The sequence below is a fragment of the Herbaspirillum sp. GW821-FHT09A12 genome (assembly GCF_059418325.1).
Genome location: NZ_JBWKPR010000005.1, coordinates 51,168 through 69,227 on the forward strand (window position 1 = coordinate 51,168; position 18,060 = coordinate 69,227).

The following is an 18,060-nucleotide window of genomic DNA, read 5'->3' on the forward strand; positions in this document are numbered from 1 at the left end:
GTCTGCGCCGTTTCAATGGTCAATCCGGCATTGCTCCCGCAAATGCTCGATGAACGCCTGCTGCACCGGCGTGGCCAGCCAGTCGGCACGGGTGGTGAAGCCGACGGTGCGTTCGGCCCTGGGCGGGACGATGTTGAGCGCCACCACGTCGTTGCGGTAGTTGCCGTAGAGGATGTGGGAGCGCGAGAGCAGCGAGATGCAGTCGTTTTCTTCCAGCATGGCCATCATCATCGCCAATGAACTGGTCTCGACCACCACGCGCGGCCGCTGCGGCAGGGTGGCCAGCATCTGTTCGACCACCGTGCGGCGCGGCATGTCTTGCTGCGGCACTACCCAGCCATAGGCGGTGAGGTCTTTTTTGGAGATCGATTTGCGGCTGGCCAGGGCATGGCCGCGGCGCACCACCACGGCGTAGGGATCGGTGAACAACCCGGTTTCCGTCACGCCGCCTTCCAGGCGCGGCTCGCGCAGCGCGCCGACGATAATGTCCAGCTTGCCGAAACGCAGATCCTCCAACAGCCGTGAATGCGCGCCTTCGCGGATGGTGACGGCGACATTCGGATAGTCTTCCTGCAGCCGGCCGATGGTGCGCGCCAGCAGGCGCTGCGGCAGCAAGGGCAGCACTCCCACCGATACCTGGCCGCTGGCCAGCCCGCGCGCGGCGACCAGTTCGACCGCGGCCTGGCTGATTTCATTGAAGGCGATGCCCAGGCGCCGCGCGAATTCGATGCCCACGGGATTGGCGGCGACGCTGTGCACGCGGCGCCGGTACAGCGTCGCGCCCACGGTGGCTTCCAGTTCGCGGGCGGCGCGGTGCACGGCCGGCTGCGAGATGCCGAGATGGCGCGCGGCCTCCGCCGCCGAGCCCAGTTGCGCGATGGCGATATGGCAGCGCACCTGGGCATCGGTCAGGTGGCGGCAGACTGCGGCGGCGTCGTGCGTGCGCGACCTGGCGCCGGCCAGCAATTGGGCGACCGCAGCCTCGATCTGTTCCAGCATGCGCCGTACGCGCCGGTGCAGCAGGGCGCCTTCCGGCGTCAGGTCGCTGCCGCCATAGCCGCGGTCGAACAGCACCGCGCCGAAACCTTCCTCCAGTTTCTTGATCGCCAGGCTGACCGCCGGTTGCGTCAGGCCGACCGCCGCCGCCGCGTGGCTGATGCCGCCTTCGCGGCAGACCGCATCGAACAGCGCCAGGCGGCGCAAGCGCAAATTCTCGTCAGGCATATGTTTCTCGCTCGTTCCAGGTTATTAAGCTTAATATAAATTTATGGAATGAGGCGTAGATGAAATTAGTTAAATTCGAGCAGCTTCAATACACTTGGCCTACTTTTCAAGGCAAGGAAATATTGGAGCTTAACAATGTACGACATCGTCGATACGCATACCCACGCCATTTCGCCGGACCACGAGCGCTATCCGCTGGCGCCGGTCGGCGGCAAGCAGTCGGACTGGTCGGCGCACCGTCCGGCGGATTTCGAGAGCCTGCTGGCGTCGATGGATGCGGCCGGCATCGCGCATGCGATGGTGGTGCAGGCATCCACCGCTTATGGCAACGACAACCGCTACGTGGTCGACGCGGTGGCCGCCCATCCGCAGCGTTTCTGCGGCGTGTTTTCCATCGACGTGCTGGCGCCGGACGCGCTCGACAAGTTCCGTTACTGGCTGGCCGCGGGCTTGTCCGGCCTGCGCCTGTTCCTGACCGGCACCACCATGCCCGGCCAGGCCAACTGGCTGGACGATCCGCGCTCCTATCCGGTGTGGGAATACGCGCAGGCCAACCATATCTCGATCTGCCTGCAGATGACGGCGGCCGGGATCCCGGCGCTGCAGCGCATGCTGGGCCTGTTCCCCAGGGTGCGGGTGCTGCTCGACCATCTGGCGCGCCCCGACCTGGCCGGCGGTGCGCCGTATGCCTCGGCGCAGTCGCTGTTCGACCTGGCGGCCCATCCCGGCGTCTACCTCAAGCTGACCAACCGCACCATTACCGAAGCCGGGCGCGGCCTGTCGACGCCGCAGGCGTTCTTCCCCAAGGTGCTGGAGGCGTTCGGCGCCAGCCGTATCGCCTGGGGGTCGAACTTCCCGTCGGCGGAGGGCTCGCTGCAATCGCTGCTGGAGCAAGCCAGGGCCGGCTTGTCGATGCTGTCCGAGGCCGACCTGAAGTGGATCTTCGGCGACACCGCGCGCGCCATCTATCCCGAGCTCACGCGCATGGGAGCAGGCAAATGAAGCTGGACAACGGCGTGCTGCACCTGAGCGCAGCGTTCAAGCAATACCCGCACACCGAAAAACTGATGCGCGGCGATATCACGGTTCCGGGCTTGCACCTGGACTGCCTGGAGATCGAACCCATCCATCGCGCCTTTGCGCCCATGGCGCGCATCCAGGCGTATGACGTGAGCGAAATGGCCATCGTCACCTACCTGCAGGCCAGGGCCTACGGCAAGCCGCTGCTCATGCTGCCCACGGTGCTGGCGGCGCGCCTGCAGCAAGGATGCATCGTCTACAACAAGCGCCGTGGCCCGCTGGGCGTGATCGACATGCCGGGCGCCCGGGTCGGCGTGCGCGCCTATACCCAGACCACCGGCATGTGGGTGCGCGCCATCCTGGACCAGACCTATGGCGTGCCGGCGGAGAAGATCGAGTGGATCACCTTCGAAGGCGGCCACCTGCAGGAATACCTGGACCCGGCCTTCGTCACGCGCGCGCCGGACGGCAAGGAAATGCTGCAGATGCTGCTGGACGGCGAGCTCGACGCCGCCGTCTTCGGCAACGACCTGCCCAGCCATGAAGACATCGCGCCGCTGATCCCCGACCATGTCGCAGCTGACAAGCTGTGGCACGAGCAGCACGGCTTCGTGCCCTACAACCACATCGCGGTGATGCACCGGGCCGTGGCCGAGGCCCGGCCGGACAGCGTGCGCGCGGTCTACAGCCTGTTGCGCCAGGGCAAGGATGCGGTGGCCGATCCGGTCGCGCTGCGCCGGCGCCTGCCGGATGGGCTGGAAGCGATGCGCGGCCCGCTGGAACAGATCATCGGTTTTTGCGAACGGCAGCAATTGATGCCGCGTAAGATCGGCGTGGATGAAATCTTCGCCGATTGCCTGCACTACCTGGGCGACGACTGCGGTACCGCATAGCGGCGCCGCCTGTCGTTCCGAAGTCGCCAACAAGAGCGATATGGAAACCATCAGACCATCTTAGAGAGGAGAGCACAACGTGGACATGAAAGATCTACCCGTCCCGCGACACAAAAACCGGAAACCGTTCTACCGCGACATTTCCTTCCAGGTGCTGGCCGGCATCGTCATCGGCGTGGTTGTCGGCCATTACTGGCCCGACATCGGCAAGGCTTCGCAACCGCTGGGCGATGCCTTCATCAAGCTGATCCAGATGGTGGTCGGCCCGGTCATCTTCTGCTCGGTCGTCAGCGGCATCGCCAATGCCGGCGACATGAAGAAGGTCGGGCGGGTGGCCGTCAAGGCGCTGATCTATTTCGAGGTGGTCACCTCGATCGCGCTGGTGATCGGCCTGGTCACCATCAACCTGCTGCAGCCCGGCGTGGGCATGAACATCGACGTCAAGGCGCTCGACACCGGCGCGGCCGACAGCTACATCACGCAGGCGCACCACTTCGTCTCGACCAGCACCTTCCTGCTCAACCTGATCCCCAAGACCATGGTCTCGGGCTTCGCCAACGGCGACATCCTGCAGATCCTGTTCGTGTCGGTGCTGTTCGGCTTCGGCCTGGCCGCCGCCGGGGAGCGCGCCAAGCCCATGCTCAATGTGCTGGACAGCTTCGCCCAGGGCGTGTACTGGATCATCGGGCTGGCGATGAAGGTCTCGCCGATCGCCGCCTACGGCGCCATCGCCTTCACCGTCAGCAAGTTCGGCGTCGGCTCGCTGGTGTCGCTGGGCAAGCTGGTGGGCGAGTTCTACCTGACCTGCCTGCTGTTTTTCGTGCTGGTGCTGTGGCCGGTGGCGCATTTCAGCGGTTTTTCGCTGCTCAAGCTGATGCGCTATATCCGTTCCGAACTGCTGCTGGTGCTGGGCACCAGCTCATCCGAAAGCGTGTTCCCGCAACTGCTGCGCAAGCTGGAGCAACTGGGCTGCGAAAAGTCGGTGGTGGGCCTGGTGCTGCCCGGCGGCTATTCGTTCAACCATGACGGCACCTGCCTCTACTTCGCCGCAGTGTCGGTGTTCCTGGCGCAGGCCACCAATACCGCACTGGGCTGGGAGCAGCAGGTCGGGCTGCTGATGGTGCTGCTGATCACGTCCAAGGGCGGCGCAGGCGTGGCGGGTTCGGCCATTGCCGTGCTGGCCGCGACGCTGGCGGCGACCAATGCGATCCCGGTGTCGTCGATCGCGATCATCCTCGGCGTGCACCGCCTGCTGTCTTCTGCCTTCGTGTTCGTCAACATCACCGGCAACGCGGTGGCTACCGTGGTCGTCGCAAGGTGGGAACAGGCGCTCGATCGCGTCAGGCTGCAAGCTGAACTGGATGCGGGTTATGTCGAACCCGAAGTCGCCATCAGGGCGGCGGCCAGGCACTGACCCGTTCCAGCCATTGAATGCCGGGCCGGCGGCAACAAGCTGGACAAAAAACGGGACAACAAGCGGCCCGGCTGTCGCAAACAATATAAACCAATAACCAACCAGACCGAATGCCCTGGGGCATGCGGGGGAGATCACTCATGAAAAAATTCGCCTTTACTTGCGCTGCCTGCGCCGCTGTCGCCATTTCCGCGCCGTTGATGCCTGCGGCGCATGCGCAAACCAGCATTACCATCTTCGGTACCGTCGACGGCGGCGTGCGCTACCAGACCAATGCCAACCATGCCGGCGGCAGCAAGGTATTCATGGGCACCAACGGCTGGAACAGTTCCAACAAGCTTGATATCGCCGGCACGGAAGACCTGGGCGGCGGCATGCAGGCGCATTTCCTGCTGGAAAACGGATTCAACCTGGCCACCGGCGCGCTCGACAATACCACCAACACGCTGTTCAACCGGCAATCCTTCGTCGGCATCAAGGGCGGTTTCGGGGCCATCGACATGGGGCGCCAGTACACCATCGCCCACGACTTCATTGCGGACTACGATCCGTTCCACTTCAACTACACCTCGCTGATTCCGCTGACCCAGGCATCCAGCGGCACGCGTTTTTCCAACGACCTCAAATACACCGGCGAATTCGGCGGCTTCAAGCTGGAACTGGAAAACTCCTTCGGCGAGAATGCCGGCAGCTTCAATAACGGCTCGGCGCGCGGCGTGGGCCTGCAATACTACGCCGGCGACCTGACCGTGGGCGCGTCCTACAACCGGCGCTTCGTCCAGGTCGGCACCGCCTTTCGCAACGAGAACTACTACCTGACCGGCATCGCGTACAAGATCGGCAGCTTCGGCATCTCCGGCGGTTACATGATCGATACCATCGACATGCCGGCCAATATCGCCAACACCGTCACGCGCAACATCTTCGGCGGCGCCAGCTATTCCTTCAATGACCGCGTCAAGCTGACCGGCGGTTTCTACAAGACCGCCGTGTCGACCGACCAGGCGCAGAGCAAGAACATGACCATCGTCGGTCTGGACTACTTCCTGTCCAAGCGCACCAAGCTGTATGTCGAGGCCGACTACAACAAGTACCGCTCGGCGGTCGTCTCCACCCTGAACACCGCCGGGGTCGGGCACCAGATGGCCTATACCGTCGGCATCAACCACCGCTTCTAGTTTTCGGCGTGGTCGTCCCCTGTGGGCGGCCTGCCGTTTTTTTTCATCAGGAGAACCCGCATGATCATCGATTGCCACGGCCACTACACGACGGCGCCCAAGGCGCTGGAAGACTGGCGCAACCGGCAGATCGCCAACCTGAAGACGCCGGCGCTGGGGCCCAGGCCGTCCGAACTCAAGATCAGCGACGACGAACTGCGCGAATCGATCGAAGGCAACCAGTTGCGCCTGATGAAGCAACGCGGCGCCGACCTGACCATCTTCTCGCCGCGCGCCAGCTTCATGGCGCACCACATCGGCGACCTGGAAACCAGCCAGACCTGGGCGGCGATTTGCAATGAACTCTGCCACCGGGTGGCGCAACTGTTCCCGCAGCACTTCATCGGCGCGGCCATGCTGCCGCAGTCGCCGGGTGCGGATATCCGCACCTCGATTGCCGAGCTGGAGAAGTGCGTCAAGGAGTACGGCTTCGTCGGCATCAACCTGAACCCGGACCCGTCCGGCGGCCACTGGAGTTCGCCGCCGCTGTCCGACAAGTCCTGGTATCCGCTGTACGAGAAGATGGTGGAGCTGGAAGTGCCGGCGATGATCCACGTCAGCACCAGTTGCAACGCCTGCTTCCACACCACCGGCGCGCATTACCTGAACGCCGACACCACCGCCTTCATGCAATGCCTGACCAGCGACCTGTTCAAGGACTTCCCGACGCTGAAGTTCCTGATCCCGCACGGCGGCGGCGCGGTGCCTTACCACTGGGGGCGTTTCCGCGGACTGGCGCAGGAGATGAAGAAGCCGTTGTTGCAGGACCACCTGTTGAACAACATCTTCTTCGATACCTGCGTGTACCACCAGCCGGGCATCGACCTGCTGACCAAGGTGATTCCGGTGGACAACGTGCTGTTCGCTTCCGAGATGATCGGCGCGGTGCGCGGCATCGATCCGGAGACCGGGCATTACTACGACGACACCAAACGCTACATCCAGGCGGCGGCGTTGAGCGACGAGGAACGCGGCAAGATCTTCGAAGGTAATGCACGCCGGGTGTATCCGCGACTGGATGCCGCACTCAAGAGCCAAGGACTGTAAAAACATGAGCACACCCCTGATCAATCAACTGGGCATCGTCAAGCGCAATGTTGAACGCGCCGACGCGGCAGCCGTCGAGAAGCTCTCGCGCTTCGGCGTGGCCACCATCCATGAGGCGATGGGACGCGTGGGCCTGATGAAGACCCATATCCGTCCCGCCTATGCCGGCGCCGCCATGTGCGGCACCGCCGTGACCGTGCTGCTGCAGCCGGGCGACAACTGGATGCTGCATGTGGCGGCCGAGCAGGTCCGGCCGGGCGATGTGGTGGTGGCGGCTTGCACCGCCGATAACGAAGACGGTTTCTTTGGCGACCTGCTGGCCACGTCCTATCGCGCGCAAGGCGCCAGGGGTCTGGTGATCGACGGCGGCGTGCGCGATGTGAAGGACTTGCAGCAAATGGGGTTTGCGGTGTTTTCGCGCGCCATCAGCGCCAAGGGCACGGTCAAGGCCACGCTGGGCTCGGTCAACATCCCGGTGGTTTGCGCCGGCGCCCTGGTCAATCCGGGCGATGTGGTGGTGGCCGACGCCGACGGCGTGGTGGTGGTGCCGGCGGCCATCGCGCAGCGGGTGGCCGATGCCGCCGAGGCGCGGGAAAACAACGAAGCCGACAAGCGCGCCAAACTGGCTGCCGGCGTGCTGGGGCTGGACATGTACAAGATGCGAGAGCCGCTGGCCGCGGCCGGGCTCAAATACATCGACTGAAGCGGCGGGCGCCGATGGTTATTGGTAGCGCTCCAGCCCCAGCACTGCTTCGTAATCGGCGATCGCCACCGAGCCCGACGGTACACCGAAGGCGCTGCCGGTGGCGCGGATATGTTCGGCCAGGCGCTGCATCATGTGGGTGTAGGCCAGCGTCGCCGAGATCGGGAAACTCAGCAAGCGGAAACCCAGGCGCTCGAACTGCGCGGCGTTCAGCGGCGGCGTCTTGCCGTCGACCGCGTTGAACATCAGCGGCGCGTCGATGGCCGACAATGCGCGCCGCATTTCCTCTTCCGATTGCAGCATCTCCAGCAACACCAGGTCGGCGCCGGCCGCGGCGTAGGCCTGGCCGCGCGCGATCGCCTCGTCCAGCCCGAGCGGGATGCGGGCGTCGCTGCGACCGATGATCAGGAAGTCGGCGCTCTTGCGGGTGGCCACCGCGATGCGGATCTTCTCCGCATGTTCTTCCTTCGACACCAGCGCCAGGCCCTTCATGGCGCCGCATTTCTTGGGCGTGACCTGGTCTTCCAGGTGGATCGCCTGTACGCCGGCGGCTTCATAGCTTTGCACCGTGCGCGCCACGTTGTTGAGGTTGCCGTAGCCGGTGTCGGCATCGGCGATCACCGGCACATCGACGGCGGCGGCGAAGGCGCGTCCGCGTTCCACCATTTCGCTCATGCCGAGCAGGCCGATGTCGGGCGCGCCCAGCAGGCTGGCCGAGAGGCCGTTGCCGGTCATGTACACGGCTTCGAAGCCGGCCTGCTGGTAGATGCGCGCGCCCAGCGCGTCGTGGCAGCCGGGCGCCACCACGATGCCGGGCTGGCGCAGGCGTTGGGCCAATGAGGTGCTTGTCATGTCGTTCCCGCAAAAATAATGGCGCCGGCCGCCATGCGTCCGGCGCCAGGGTGGTTTAACGCCCGGTCCTGTCGTTGCGCATTTTCAGCGTCAGGCACAGGAAGAAGCCGATGATCGGGCTCATCGCCAGCACCAGCAGGGCGGTCGAGAAGCTTTGCGTGCTTTCGCGGATCCAGCCCACCAGGTAGGGGCCGACGAAGCCGCCGATCTGGGCGAAGCCGTTGATCATGGCGATGCCGCCGGCCGCGGCGGCGCCGGCCAGGAATTGCGTGGGCAGCGTCCAGAACACGCCCAGCGTGGCCCATAAGCCCATGGCGGCGATGCATAGCAGCACCAGGCCCAGCAGCGGCGAAGGCGACAGCGCGCTGGCGGCCAGGAACACGCCGCCGCACAGGCCGGCGCAGGCGGTGTGCAGCTTGCGCTCGCCGGTGCGGTCCGAGCTGCGCGCCACCAGGACCAGGCCGACGGCGGCGCAGATGAAGGGGATGGCGGCGACCAGGCCGGTCTGGAAGTTGTTCAGGCCGCCCAGGCTCTTGACGATCTGCGGCAGCCACAGCACCACGCCGTAGATCGCCACGGCGTTGAACATGTAGATCAGCGTCAGGATCCACATGCGCGGGTCGCGGAAGATGGTGGCGAAATCATGCTGGGCATGCGAGGCGTTGCTTTGCTGCTCGGCCGCCAGGGTGGCGGTGAGCCATTGGCGTTCCTCGGCGTCGAGCCACTTGCCTTGCTCGGGGCGGTCCACCAGGTAAAACAGCGTGACCACGCCCATGATGACCGCCGGCAGGCCTTCCAGGATGAACATCCATTGCCAGCCGGAGAGCCCGGCCCAGCCGTGGGTGGAACTGAGCAGCCAGCCCGACAGCGGCGCGCCGACCACCGAGGACAGCACGGTGGCGAGCATGAAGCCGGCCACGGCCTTGCCGCGTTCCTTCTTCGGGAACCAGTAGGTCATGTACAGCAGCACGCCCGGCGCGAAGCCGGCTTCGGCCAGCCCCAGCAAAAAGCGCAGCGCATAGAAGCTGAGCGGCCCTTCGATGGCGGCCATGGCGCAGCCGACCAGGCCCCAGGTGATCATGATGCGGGCGATCCAGATGCGCGGGCCGACCCGGTGCAGGATCATGTTGCTGGGAATCTCGAAGGCGATGTAGCCGAGGAAGAAGATCCCCGCGCCCAGCCCGTAGACCTTGGCCGACAGCCCCAGGTCGGCGTTCATCGTCAGCGCGGCGAAGCCGACGTTGACCCGGTCCAGGTAATTGATCATGAAGAGGAAGAAGCAGTACCAGACGATCTTGCGGTGCAGCTTGCTGATGACGCGGCGGCCGACGGCGGATTCGCCGTCCATCGGCTGCGCGGCGGCAGCCGGATTGGCGTAGGACATGTTGTCTCCTTGTTTTTTGATGGTGGTCAGGCAGACATGCCGTTTGCCGCATTTCTGCCCGCGCCCGGACGTGTGTTTGTTGTAGGGTTCCGGGCTTGGGAATTATACGAGATCACATCAAAGGTAAAAAGGTATTACCACATGACGGCATCATTCCCGATGACTGTCGCGCAAGGACGGCGAGCTTACTTGCCTGCTGGGAGCGCGGCCTGTTTCTGATTGCCGGCGACGACGAACTTGCCGGCGCCCAGGTGGTGCAGCGTGTGCAAGCCGGCGTTTTCTTCGGTGAAATTCCAGTGGCCGTTATCGAAGATGCGGGCGTCGGCGGCGGCCGCGACCACTTCGCCGAAGAAGGTGTCGTAGGCGTTCTCGGTATGCGCCTCTTCGATCCAGCGGCATTCCAGCCAGGCGGCGCAGCCTTGTTCCAGCGTCGGCATGCCTAACACCGGGCCGGCGCCGGCGGCGATGCCGTGGTGCGCGAACTTGTCCATGTCGCGCCCGCTTGCGCTGCCCACCGCATAGGTCAGGTCCATCAGCGCCGCGCCCGGCACGATGATGCCGAAGCCGCCGGAGGCGGTGATCAGCTCGCGCGTATAGGTGCTCTTGTCGATCACCACCGCGATGCGCGGCGGCGTGAATTCCACCGGCATCGACCAGGCCGCGGCCATGATGTTGCGCCGTCCGCCACGGGCGGCGGTGACCAGCACGGTCGGGCCGTGGTTGACCAGGCGGCTGGCGTGGTGCAGTTCGACGGGGCGGAAGTGGTTCAAGGCAATCTCCTGTGTCTGGCAAGCGCAAAGCGGCAGGATGACATAGTTCACCGTAACGCGCCGTGCTGTCATCGGCGGCGCCGGGCGGATAAAAAAACGGGAGCCTCGCTCCCGTTTTCTCGTTACTCGTTACCTTACTTCTTACTTGCCCCAGGTCAGCACCAGCGGATTCAAGCGGCGCGCCACGCGCAGCAGGCCTTCGCGCACCTTCGGGTGCATCGGCGGCTGCGGATGGCGCAGCATGTCGGACTTGATCACGCCGCCTTCGAGCATCAGCGCCTTGCAGGCGGCCAGGCCGCATTGGCGGTTTTCGTAGTTGATCAGCGGCAGCCAGTGCATGTACAGCTCGGCGGCCTTCTCGGTGTCGCCGGCGAAGTAGGCGTCGGTGATCTTGCGGATGCCGTCCGGATAACCGCCGCCGGTCATGGCGCCGGTGGCGCCGGCGTCGAGGTCGGGGATCAGGGTGATGGCTTCCTCGCCGTCCCACGGGCCGACGATGGCGTCGCCGCCCAGTTCGATCAGGTCGCGCAGCTTGGAGGCGGCGCCGGCGGTCTCGATCTTGAAGTAGGAGACGTTTTCGATTTCCTTGGCCATCTTCGCCAGGAACGGCGCCGACAGTGGCGTGCCGGCCACCGGCGCATCCTGGATCATGATCGGGATGTCGATGGCGGCGGAGACGCGTTCATAGAATTCGTAGGTCTGCTTTTCCGAGACGCGGAAAGTGGCGCCGTGGTACGGCGGCATCACCATCACCATGGCGGCGCCGGCATCCTGCGCGGCGCGGCTGCGCTCGGCGCAGATCTGGCTGCCGTAGTGGGTGGTGGTGACGATCACCGGCACGCGGCCGGCCACATGTTCCAGCACGGTGTTTTGCACCTGGGTGCGTTCCTCGTCGGACAGCACGAACTGCTCCGAGAAGTTGGCCAGGATGCACAGGCCATTGGAACCGGCGTCGATCATGAAATCGATGGCGCGCTTCTGGCCTTCCAGGTCGAGCTTGCCGTTCTGGTCGAAAATGGTCGGGGCGACGGGGAATACGCCGCGGTAGATAGGGGTGCTCATCAGTGTCTCCGCTTGTGTTTGGAATGGGGCTGGCCGGATGCCTGTGCTCCGGATGGCGATGAATATACGTCCGGCGGCTGGGGCTGTATAGTGAAGACTTTCCATCATGTGATCGCTTTTGCGACTCACCTGCTTTTGCTCCATCTATTGCGCCGCCCATCTCATGAAACCCGCCTCCAGCCAGCAGAGCCTCAACAGCCTCCTGTCGCGCCTGCGCATGAAGCAGCTTCAGTTGCTGATCGCGCTGGACGACCATAAATCCCTGCACAAGGCCTCCAATGCGCTGGCCATGACGCAGTCGGCCGCCAGCAAGTCGCTGGCCGAGCTGGAGGCGGTGCTGGAGGCGCAATTGTTCGAGCGCACCCGAAGCGGGCTGATCCCCAACCAGTTCGGCCATTGCGTGATCCGCTACGCGCGCCTGATGGCGACCGACCTGGGCGCCCTGTGCGAGGAGATGGCGCAGATCCGCTCCGGGCGCGGCGGCCGGCTGGCCATCGGCGCCGTGATGGGGGCGGTGCCGGAGCTGGTGGTGCCGGCCGTCAATGCGTTGCACAAGAGCCATCCGGAGCTGTCCATCGACATCATCGAAGACACCAGCGTGCACATGCTGGGCTTGCTCGACGATGGCCACATCGACCTGCTGCTGGGGCGTTCCAGCGTGTCGGACAACCCCGGCAAGTACCACTACCAGCCGTTGTCGGACGAGCCATTGTCGGTGGTGGTGTCGAGCGAGCATCCGCGCCTGCGCAGCAAGTCGGTCAACCTGGCCGACCTGCGGGGCTACCGCTGGGTCACCTATCCCAGCCACATGCCGTTGCGGGCGGTGCTGGAACGCGAGTTCGACCTGGCCGGGCTGGATTTGCCGGCCGGCGCCATTGCCACGGCGTCCACCTTCGTGACGGTGGCGGTGCTGCGCCAGGCCAGCGACACGGTCGCCATCCTGCCCACCAGCGTGGCCGGCATGTTCGTCGACAGCGGCGTGCTGCGCATCCTGCCGGTGGCGCTGAAGTCGATGTCGCAGACCATCGGCATCGTCACGCGCAAGGGCGGCGAGCTGTCGCCGGCGGCGCGCTCCTTCGTGCAGTTGCTGCTGGAGCAGGGGAGCGGACGCAAGCCGGCCGCAGCCTGATCTTCCGCCTCATCCCTTCCACATTTCTTCCTTCACCTGAACGCGGGCCCGAAGCCGGTTGCCATCCGGCATCGTCGCCCGCGTTCATCTTTCGCTTGCAAAAAATTAATCGATCGCTGAAAAAGTAAACTGGTATAGTGATGATACCAGTTGTGAAAACACGCCTTTTGTAAGGGAAAGGCGCGCTAACTGGCCATAACAGCGCACAGCGCGGCGATACCAGGCATCAAGCAGCAGCAACCAGCAAAACCGCAGAACCAGCAAAAGACGGCAGCCAGGCGAGCACAGGCGTTCGCAGCCCCCGCAGATCCTGGCGCACACACAACAAGAGAGGTTGTTGTTGAAGGGCAATAGCCTCGCAACCAGCCAGGAGACAATATGCAAACCACCGCCAGCGCGGTCGAGAAATCGGCCATCCGCAAGGTCGCGATGAGGCTCGTGCCTTTCGTCGGCCTGATGTTCTTCATCAATTTCCTCGACCGCACCGCGATCTCGTTCGCCGGTCCCAACGGCATGACCCGCGACCTGGCGCTGACCGCGGCCCAGTTCGGTTTCGCCGCCGGCGTGTTCTTCATCGGCTACGTGCTGCTGGAAATCCCCAGCAACCTGGCCCTGCACAAGTACGGCGCGCGCCGCTGGCTGGCGCGCATCATGGTCACCTGGGGCATCGTGGCCCTGCTGTTTACCTGGGTCAGCAGTGTGGAGGGGCTGTACGCGCTGCGTTTCCTGCTGGGGGTGGCCGAGGCCGGTTTCTTCCCCGGCGCCATCCTGTACCTGAGCCTGTGGGTGCCGGCGCGGCACCGCAGCCACATCCTGGCACTGTTCTACCTGGCGCAGCCGCTGACCATCGTCATCGGCGCGCCGGTGGCGGCGCTGCTGATCGAGGCGCATGGCCTGTTCGGCCTGGAAGGCTGGCGCGTGATGTTCGCCGGCGTCGCCTTGCCGGCCATCGTGGTGGGTGTGATCGCCTGGTTCTACCTGGCCGACAAGCCGGCCGACGCCAAGTGGCTCAACGAAGCCGAGCGCAAATGGCTCACCGCCGCGCTGCAGGCCGAGCAGGGCAGCAAGCAATCGCGGCATGTGCCGCACGCCACGGCGGCGCTGAAGAACGGCCGCGTATGGATGTTGTCGCTGGTCTACTTCGGATTGATCTACGGCCTGTATGCCTTGGCCTTCTTCCTGCCCACCATCATCGGCGGTTTCGAAACCCAGTTCGGCGCCAAATTCAATGTGTTCCAGAAGGGCCTGATCACGGCGATCCCGTATCTGCCGGCCGCCATCGCGCTGTTCCTGTGGAGCCGTGACGCCACCCGCCGCGGCGTGCGCAGCTGGCACGTCGGCCTGCCGGCGCTGCTGGGCGCGGTCAGCATCCCGGCCGCGCTGTACATGCAGACCCCGGCCGCTACCGTGCTGGCCATCACCGTGACGGCCTGCGCCATCTTCTCGGCGCTGCCGACCTTCTGGTCGATCCCGGCGCGCTTCCTGTCGGGCGCGGCGGCCGCTGCCGGCATCGCGCTGATCAATACCGTGGGCAACGCCGCCGGTTTCATGGCGCCTTTCATCACCGGCGCCATCAAGGATGCGACCGGCTCCTACCAGGCGCCGATGTTCGTGGTGGGGGCGCTGATGCTGCTGTCGGCGGTGGTGATCTTCGCCATCGGCGCCGGCGCGCGGGAAGACATCCCCGAGCTGCAAGGCCGGGCCATTGCGGAATAAAACGATTGTTGTCGAATCATTTGTGCAGAGATGCAGTTTTGAACGGAGAGTCATCATGAAAGAAAAAATCGCCTTGTTCGGCGCCGGCGGCAAGATGGGCGTGCGCCTGGCCAAGAACCTCAAGAAGTCGGACTACCAGGTCGCCCACGTGGAAGTGAGCGAGGTCGGGCAGAAGCGCCTCAAGGATGAGGCCGGCATCGACTGCGTGGGCATCGATGCCGCGCTGGACAATGTCGACGTGGTCATCCTGGCGGTGCCCGATACCCTGATCGGCAAGGTCGCCGCCGAGATCTCGCCCAAGCTGCGCGCCGGCGTGATGGTGATGACGCTGGATGCGGCCGCGCCCTTCGCCGGCCACCTGCCGGAGCGTCCGGACCTGGTCTATTTTGTCGCGCACCCTTGCCATCCGCCGATCTTCAACGACGAGACCACGCCCGAAGGCCGGCGCGATTTCTTCGGCGGCGGTGCGGCCAGGCAGTCGATCACCAGCGCGCTGATGCAAGGCCCGGAGTCGGCCTTCGACCTCGGCGAGGACGTGGCCAAGGTGATCTACCAGCCGATCCTGCGCAGCTATCGCCTGACCGTGGAGCAGATGGCGATCCTGGAGCCGGGCCTGTCGGAAACCGTGTGCGCCACGCTGCTCTACGCGATGAAGCAGGCCATGGACGAGACCGTGCGCCGCGGCGTGCCGGAAGAAGCCGCGCGCGACTTCCTGCTGGGCCACATGAACATTCTGGGCGCGGTAATCTTCAAGGAAATCCCGGGCGCCTTCTCGGATGCCTGCAACAAGGCCATCCAGAACGGCTTGCCGCGCCTGCTGCGCGACGACTGGCTCAAGGTGTTCGAGCATGAGGAAATCGCGGAGAGCATCCGCCGCATCACCTGAGCGCGCCCGGGCCGCCCGCACCAACCGCACCGACCGCACCACATGATGGCGGCCCGTCGCAGCGCATGAAGAACGAATACGAGAGACAACGCATGGAACGCATCTACGCCAGCTACTGGCTGGAAACCGGCGACGACCCCGCGCGCGCCGCCGAGGTCATCGCCGGCGAGCAATCGAGCGGCACCTTCGTCGCCCTGGCCACCGAAACGCCGGAACTGAAGGAGCGCTCCGGCGCCCGTGTCGAACGGCTGGACATCCTCGGCCACAGCAAGGAGCCCAGCCTGCCGGGCGGCATGCGCGCCGAGCGCTACACGCAATGCGAACTGGAACTGTCGTGGCCGCTGGAAAACACCGGCGCCTCCTTGCCCAACCTGATGGCCACCATCGCCGGCAACCTGTTCGAGCTGCGCCAGGTGTCGGGCCTGCGCCTGACCGGGCTGAAACTGCCCAAGGCCTTCGCCGACGCTTACCCGGGGCCGGCCTTCGGCATCGAGGGCACGCGCAAGCTGTCCGGCATCGCGCATGGCCCGCTGATCGGCACCATCATCAAGCCCAGCATCGGCCTGTCCGTGGACGAGACGGTGCAGCAGGTGCGCGAGCTGGTGGCCGGCGGCATCGATTTCATCAAGGACGACGAGCTGCAAGCCGATGGCGGTCGCTGCCCGTTCGACGAACGCGTGCGCGCCGTCATGCGCGTCATCAACGAACACGCCGAACGCACCGGCAAGAAGGTCATGGTGGCCTTCAACCTCACTGGCGACCTCGACCAGATGCGCCGCCGCCACGACCTGGTGCTGGCCGCCGGCGGCACTTGCGTGATGGCCAGCCTGAACGCCATCGGCCTGGTCGGTCTGCAGGAGCTGCGCCGCCATGCGCAACTGCCGATCCATGCGCACCGCGCCGGTTGGGGTTACCTCACGCGTTGCCCGCAACTGGGCTGGGACTACGCGCCCTGGCAGCAGCTATGGCGGCTGGCCGGCGCCGACCACATGCACGTCAATGGCCTGCGCAACAAGTTCAGCGAACCGGACGACAGCGTCATCGCCGCCGCGCGCTCGGTGCTGGCGCCGGTGATCGAGGGCGCCGGCATGGTTTCCACCATGCCGGTATTCAGCTCCGGCCAGACCGGCCTGCAAGCGGCCGACACCTATGCTGCGATCGGCTGCGCCGACCTGATCCATACCGCCGGCGGCGGTATCTTCGGCCACCCGCAAGGCGTGTCGGCCGGCGTCGAAGCGCTGCGCGAGGCCTGGGTGGCGGCGATGGAAGGCGTGCCGCTGGCGCAGCACGCCAAGGGCAACCCGGCCTTGCAGGCCGCGCTGGGATTCTGGAAATGACAACGCAAGGCAACGCATTGCCGCCGGGTTTGCTGCTGGCCTACTACGGCGACGATTTCACCGGCTCCACCGATGCGATGGAAGTGATGACGGCCGCCGGCCTGTCCACCGTGCTGTTTTTGCGCACGCCGGACCGGGCCATGCTGGCGCGCTTTCCCGATGCGCGCTGCATCGGCATCGCCGGTTCCTCGCGCGGGCGCTCGCCGCAATGGATGGAAGAACACTTGCCGCCGGCATTCGATGTACTGGCGGCGTTGCAGCCGCCGCTGCTGCAATACAAGGTGTGCTCCACGTTCGACTCTGCGCCTGCGACCGGCTCCATCGGCCGCGCCATCGACCTCGGCGTGCGCGCCATGCCGGGCGACTGGTCGCCGATGGTGGTGGGCGCGCCGCGCCTGAAGCGCTACCAGATGTTCGGCAACCTGTTCGCCGCGGTCGATGGCGTCGGCCACCGGCTGGATCGCCATCCCACCATGTCGCGCCACCCCGTCACGCCGATGGATGAGGCCGACCTGCGCCGCCATCTGGGCAAGCAGACCGGGCGCCGCATCGAACTGGTGGACATGGTGCAGTTGCGCGACGGCGCCTCGGTTGCGCACGCATGCCTGCCTGCCTTGCGCGGCAAGGACAAGCCGGTGGTGCTGGTGGATGTGCTGGATGAGGAAACCCTGCGCGAAGCCGGCCGACTGGTGTGGGAAGGCAAGGGCGCGGGCGTGTTCAGCGCTTCCTCTTCGGGCTTGCAATATGCGCTGGCGGCCTACTGGCGCGCGCGCGGCTGGATTGCGGACCAGCCTTCGTTGCCGCAGGCCGGCCCGGTGCCGGTGATCGCCGCCGTCAGCGGCAGCTGTTCGCCGGTAACGGCCGGCCAGATCGCTTGGGCGCGCGCGCATGGTTTTGCCGTCGAGCGCATGGACTTGCCGGCGGTGCTGGCCGAAGGCACGCGCGAGACGGAGTTGGCGCGCCTGGTCGCGCGCGCCGGTGCGGCAATTGCTTCCGGCCACAGCCCCTTGGTGTTTTCCGCCGAAGGGCCGGACGATCCGTCGGTCACCGATTTCGACGCCATTGCCCGCGCGGCCGGCATGGCCCGCGCCGATGCCGCCCGCGCTGTCGGCGTGGCGCTGGCCGAGACGATGCGGCGCATCCTGGATGCCAATGACGTGCAGCGCATCGCCATCGCTGGCGGCGACAGCTCGGGCGAGGTGGCCGGCGCGCTCGACATCGCCGCGCTGTCGGTGCGCGCCGGCTTGGCGCCGGGCGCACCGTTGTGCCGCGCATGGTCGGACAATGCGCGCCGCGACGGGCTGGAACTGGTATTGAAGGGCGGGCAGATCGGCGCCAAAAGCTTCTTTGGCGATGTGCTGGAAGGGCGTGCCGCGGCTTGATGCCGGGCGCAGCAAAACCGGCGC

General features: G+C 65.5%; 16 protein-coding genes. 11 read left to right on the plus strand and 5 right to left on the minus strand.

Features of this window, described 5'->3' with window-relative positions:
- Positions 1 to 12: 12 nt before the first annotated feature.
- Positions 13 to 1,224, minus strand: a complete 1,212-nt coding sequence (locus AC07N6_RS13855) for a LysR family transcriptional regulator (protein WP_494782473.1) — start codon at positions 1,222 to 1,224, stop codon at positions 13 to 15.
- Positions 1,225 to 1,359: 135 nt separating this feature from the next.
- Between AC07N6_RS13855 and AC07N6_RS13860 the strand changes: the two genes are divergently transcribed.
- From AC07N6_RS13860 to ligK, 6 genes are all read left to right on the plus strand, one after another.
- Positions 1,360 to 2,226, plus strand: a complete 867-nt coding sequence (locus tag AC07N6_RS13860) for an amidohydrolase family protein (RefSeq protein ID WP_494782474.1) — start codon at positions 1,360 to 1,362, stop codon at positions 2,224 to 2,226.
- Positions 2,223 to 3,137, plus strand: coding sequence for a substrate-binding domain-containing protein (locus AC07N6_RS13865; protein ID WP_494782475.1), 915 nt, complete (start codon positions 2,223 to 2,225; stop codon positions 3,135 to 3,137). Before AC07N6_RS13860 ends, AC07N6_RS13865 begins: the two co-directional genes overlap by 4 nt.
- Positions 3,138 to 3,216: 79 nt before the next feature.
- On the plus strand, positions 3,217 to 4,551 hold the full coding sequence (gene dctA, locus AC07N6_RS13870) for a C4-dicarboxylate transporter DctA (protein ID WP_494782476.1): 1,335 nt from the start codon (positions 3,217 to 3,219) through the stop codon (positions 4,549 to 4,551).
- 140 nt (positions 4,552 to 4,691) lie between these two features.
- Positions 4,692 to 5,729 (plus strand): porin, encoded by a 1,038-nt coding sequence (locus tag AC07N6_RS13875; RefSeq protein WP_494782477.1) that lies wholly within the window; start codon positions 4,692 to 4,694, stop codon positions 5,727 to 5,729.
- A 60-nt stretch (positions 5,730 to 5,789) separates the two neighbouring features.
- Positions 5,790 to 6,815 carry an amidohydrolase family protein gene (locus AC07N6_RS13880; RefSeq protein ID WP_494782478.1) on the plus strand — a complete coding sequence of 342 codons (1,026 nt, stop codon included), beginning with the start codon at positions 5,790 to 5,792 and terminating at the stop codon, positions 6,813 to 6,815.
- Positions 6,816 to 6,819: 4 nt separating this feature from the next.
- Positions 6,820 to 7,518: a 4-carboxy-4-hydroxy-2-oxoadipate aldolase/oxaloacetate decarboxylase gene (ligK, locus tag AC07N6_RS13885; RefSeq protein ID WP_494782479.1), complete on the plus strand. Its 699-nt coding sequence runs from the start codon at positions 6,820 to 6,822 to the stop codon at positions 7,516 to 7,518.
- 18 nt (positions 7,519 to 7,536) lie between these two features.
- Here the strand turns inward: ligK and AC07N6_RS13890 are convergent, their stop codons facing one another.
- The 4 genes from AC07N6_RS13890 to AC07N6_RS13905 all read right to left on the minus strand — a co-directional run bounded on the left by AC07N6_RS13890 (position 7,537) and on the right by AC07N6_RS13905 (position 11,586).
- Positions 7,537 to 8,370 carry an isocitrate lyase/PEP mutase family protein gene (locus AC07N6_RS13890; protein WP_494782480.1) on the minus strand — a complete coding sequence of 278 codons (834 nt, stop codon included), beginning with the start codon at positions 8,368 to 8,370 and terminating at the stop codon, positions 7,537 to 7,539.
- A gap of 55 nt (positions 8,371 to 8,425) precedes the next feature.
- Complete coding sequence (locus AC07N6_RS13895) at positions 8,426 to 9,754, minus strand: MFS transporter (protein WP_494782481.1); 1,329 nt, start codon at positions 9,752 to 9,754, stop codon at positions 8,426 to 8,428.
- Between the two features lie 185 nt (positions 9,755 to 9,939).
- On the minus strand, positions 9,940 to 10,524 hold the full coding sequence (locus tag AC07N6_RS13900; RefSeq protein ID WP_494782482.1) for a flavin reductase family protein: 585 nt from the start codon (positions 10,522 to 10,524) through the stop codon (positions 9,940 to 9,942).
- Positions 10,525 to 10,665: 141 nt separating this feature from the next.
- The gene (locus tag AC07N6_RS13905) at positions 10,666 to 11,586 is read right to left on the minus strand and encodes a dihydrodipicolinate synthase family protein (RefSeq protein ID WP_141917281.1); all 921 of its coding nucleotides are present in this window, start codon (positions 11,584 to 11,586) and stop codon (positions 10,666 to 10,668) included.
- Between the two features lie 163 nt (positions 11,587 to 11,749).
- Here AC07N6_RS13905 and AC07N6_RS13910 point away from each other — a divergent pair, with 163 nt between their 5' ends.
- The 5 genes from AC07N6_RS13910 (at position 11,750) to oiaK (ending at position 18,036) form a co-directional block, all read left to right on the plus strand.
- Positions 11,750 to 12,715, plus strand: coding sequence for a LysR family transcriptional regulator (locus tag AC07N6_RS13910; protein ID WP_494782483.1), 966 nt, complete (start codon positions 11,750 to 11,752; stop codon positions 12,713 to 12,715).
- Between the two features lie 378 nt (positions 12,716 to 13,093).
- Positions 13,094 to 14,431, plus strand: coding sequence for an MFS transporter (locus tag AC07N6_RS13915; protein ID WP_494782484.1), 1,338 nt, complete (start codon positions 13,094 to 13,096; stop codon positions 14,429 to 14,431).
- A gap of 55 nt (positions 14,432 to 14,486) precedes the next feature.
- Positions 14,487 to 15,317 (plus strand): phosphogluconate dehydrogenase C-terminal domain-containing protein, encoded by an 831-nt coding sequence (locus AC07N6_RS13920; protein ID WP_494782485.1) that lies wholly within the window; start codon positions 14,487 to 14,489, stop codon positions 15,315 to 15,317.
- A gap of 92 nt (positions 15,318 to 15,409) precedes the next feature.
- Positions 15,410 to 16,654: a ribulose-bisphosphate carboxylase large subunit family protein gene (locus tag AC07N6_RS13925; protein ID WP_494782486.1), complete on the plus strand. Its 1,245-nt coding sequence runs from the start codon at positions 15,410 to 15,412 to the stop codon at positions 16,652 to 16,654.
- Positions 16,651 to 18,036, plus strand: coding sequence for a 3-oxo-isoapionate kinase OiaK (oiaK, locus tag AC07N6_RS13930; protein WP_494782487.1), 1,386 nt, complete (start codon positions 16,651 to 16,653; stop codon positions 18,034 to 18,036). Before AC07N6_RS13925 ends, oiaK begins: the two co-directional genes overlap by 4 nt.
- Positions 18,037 to 18,060: the final 24 nt, after the last annotated feature.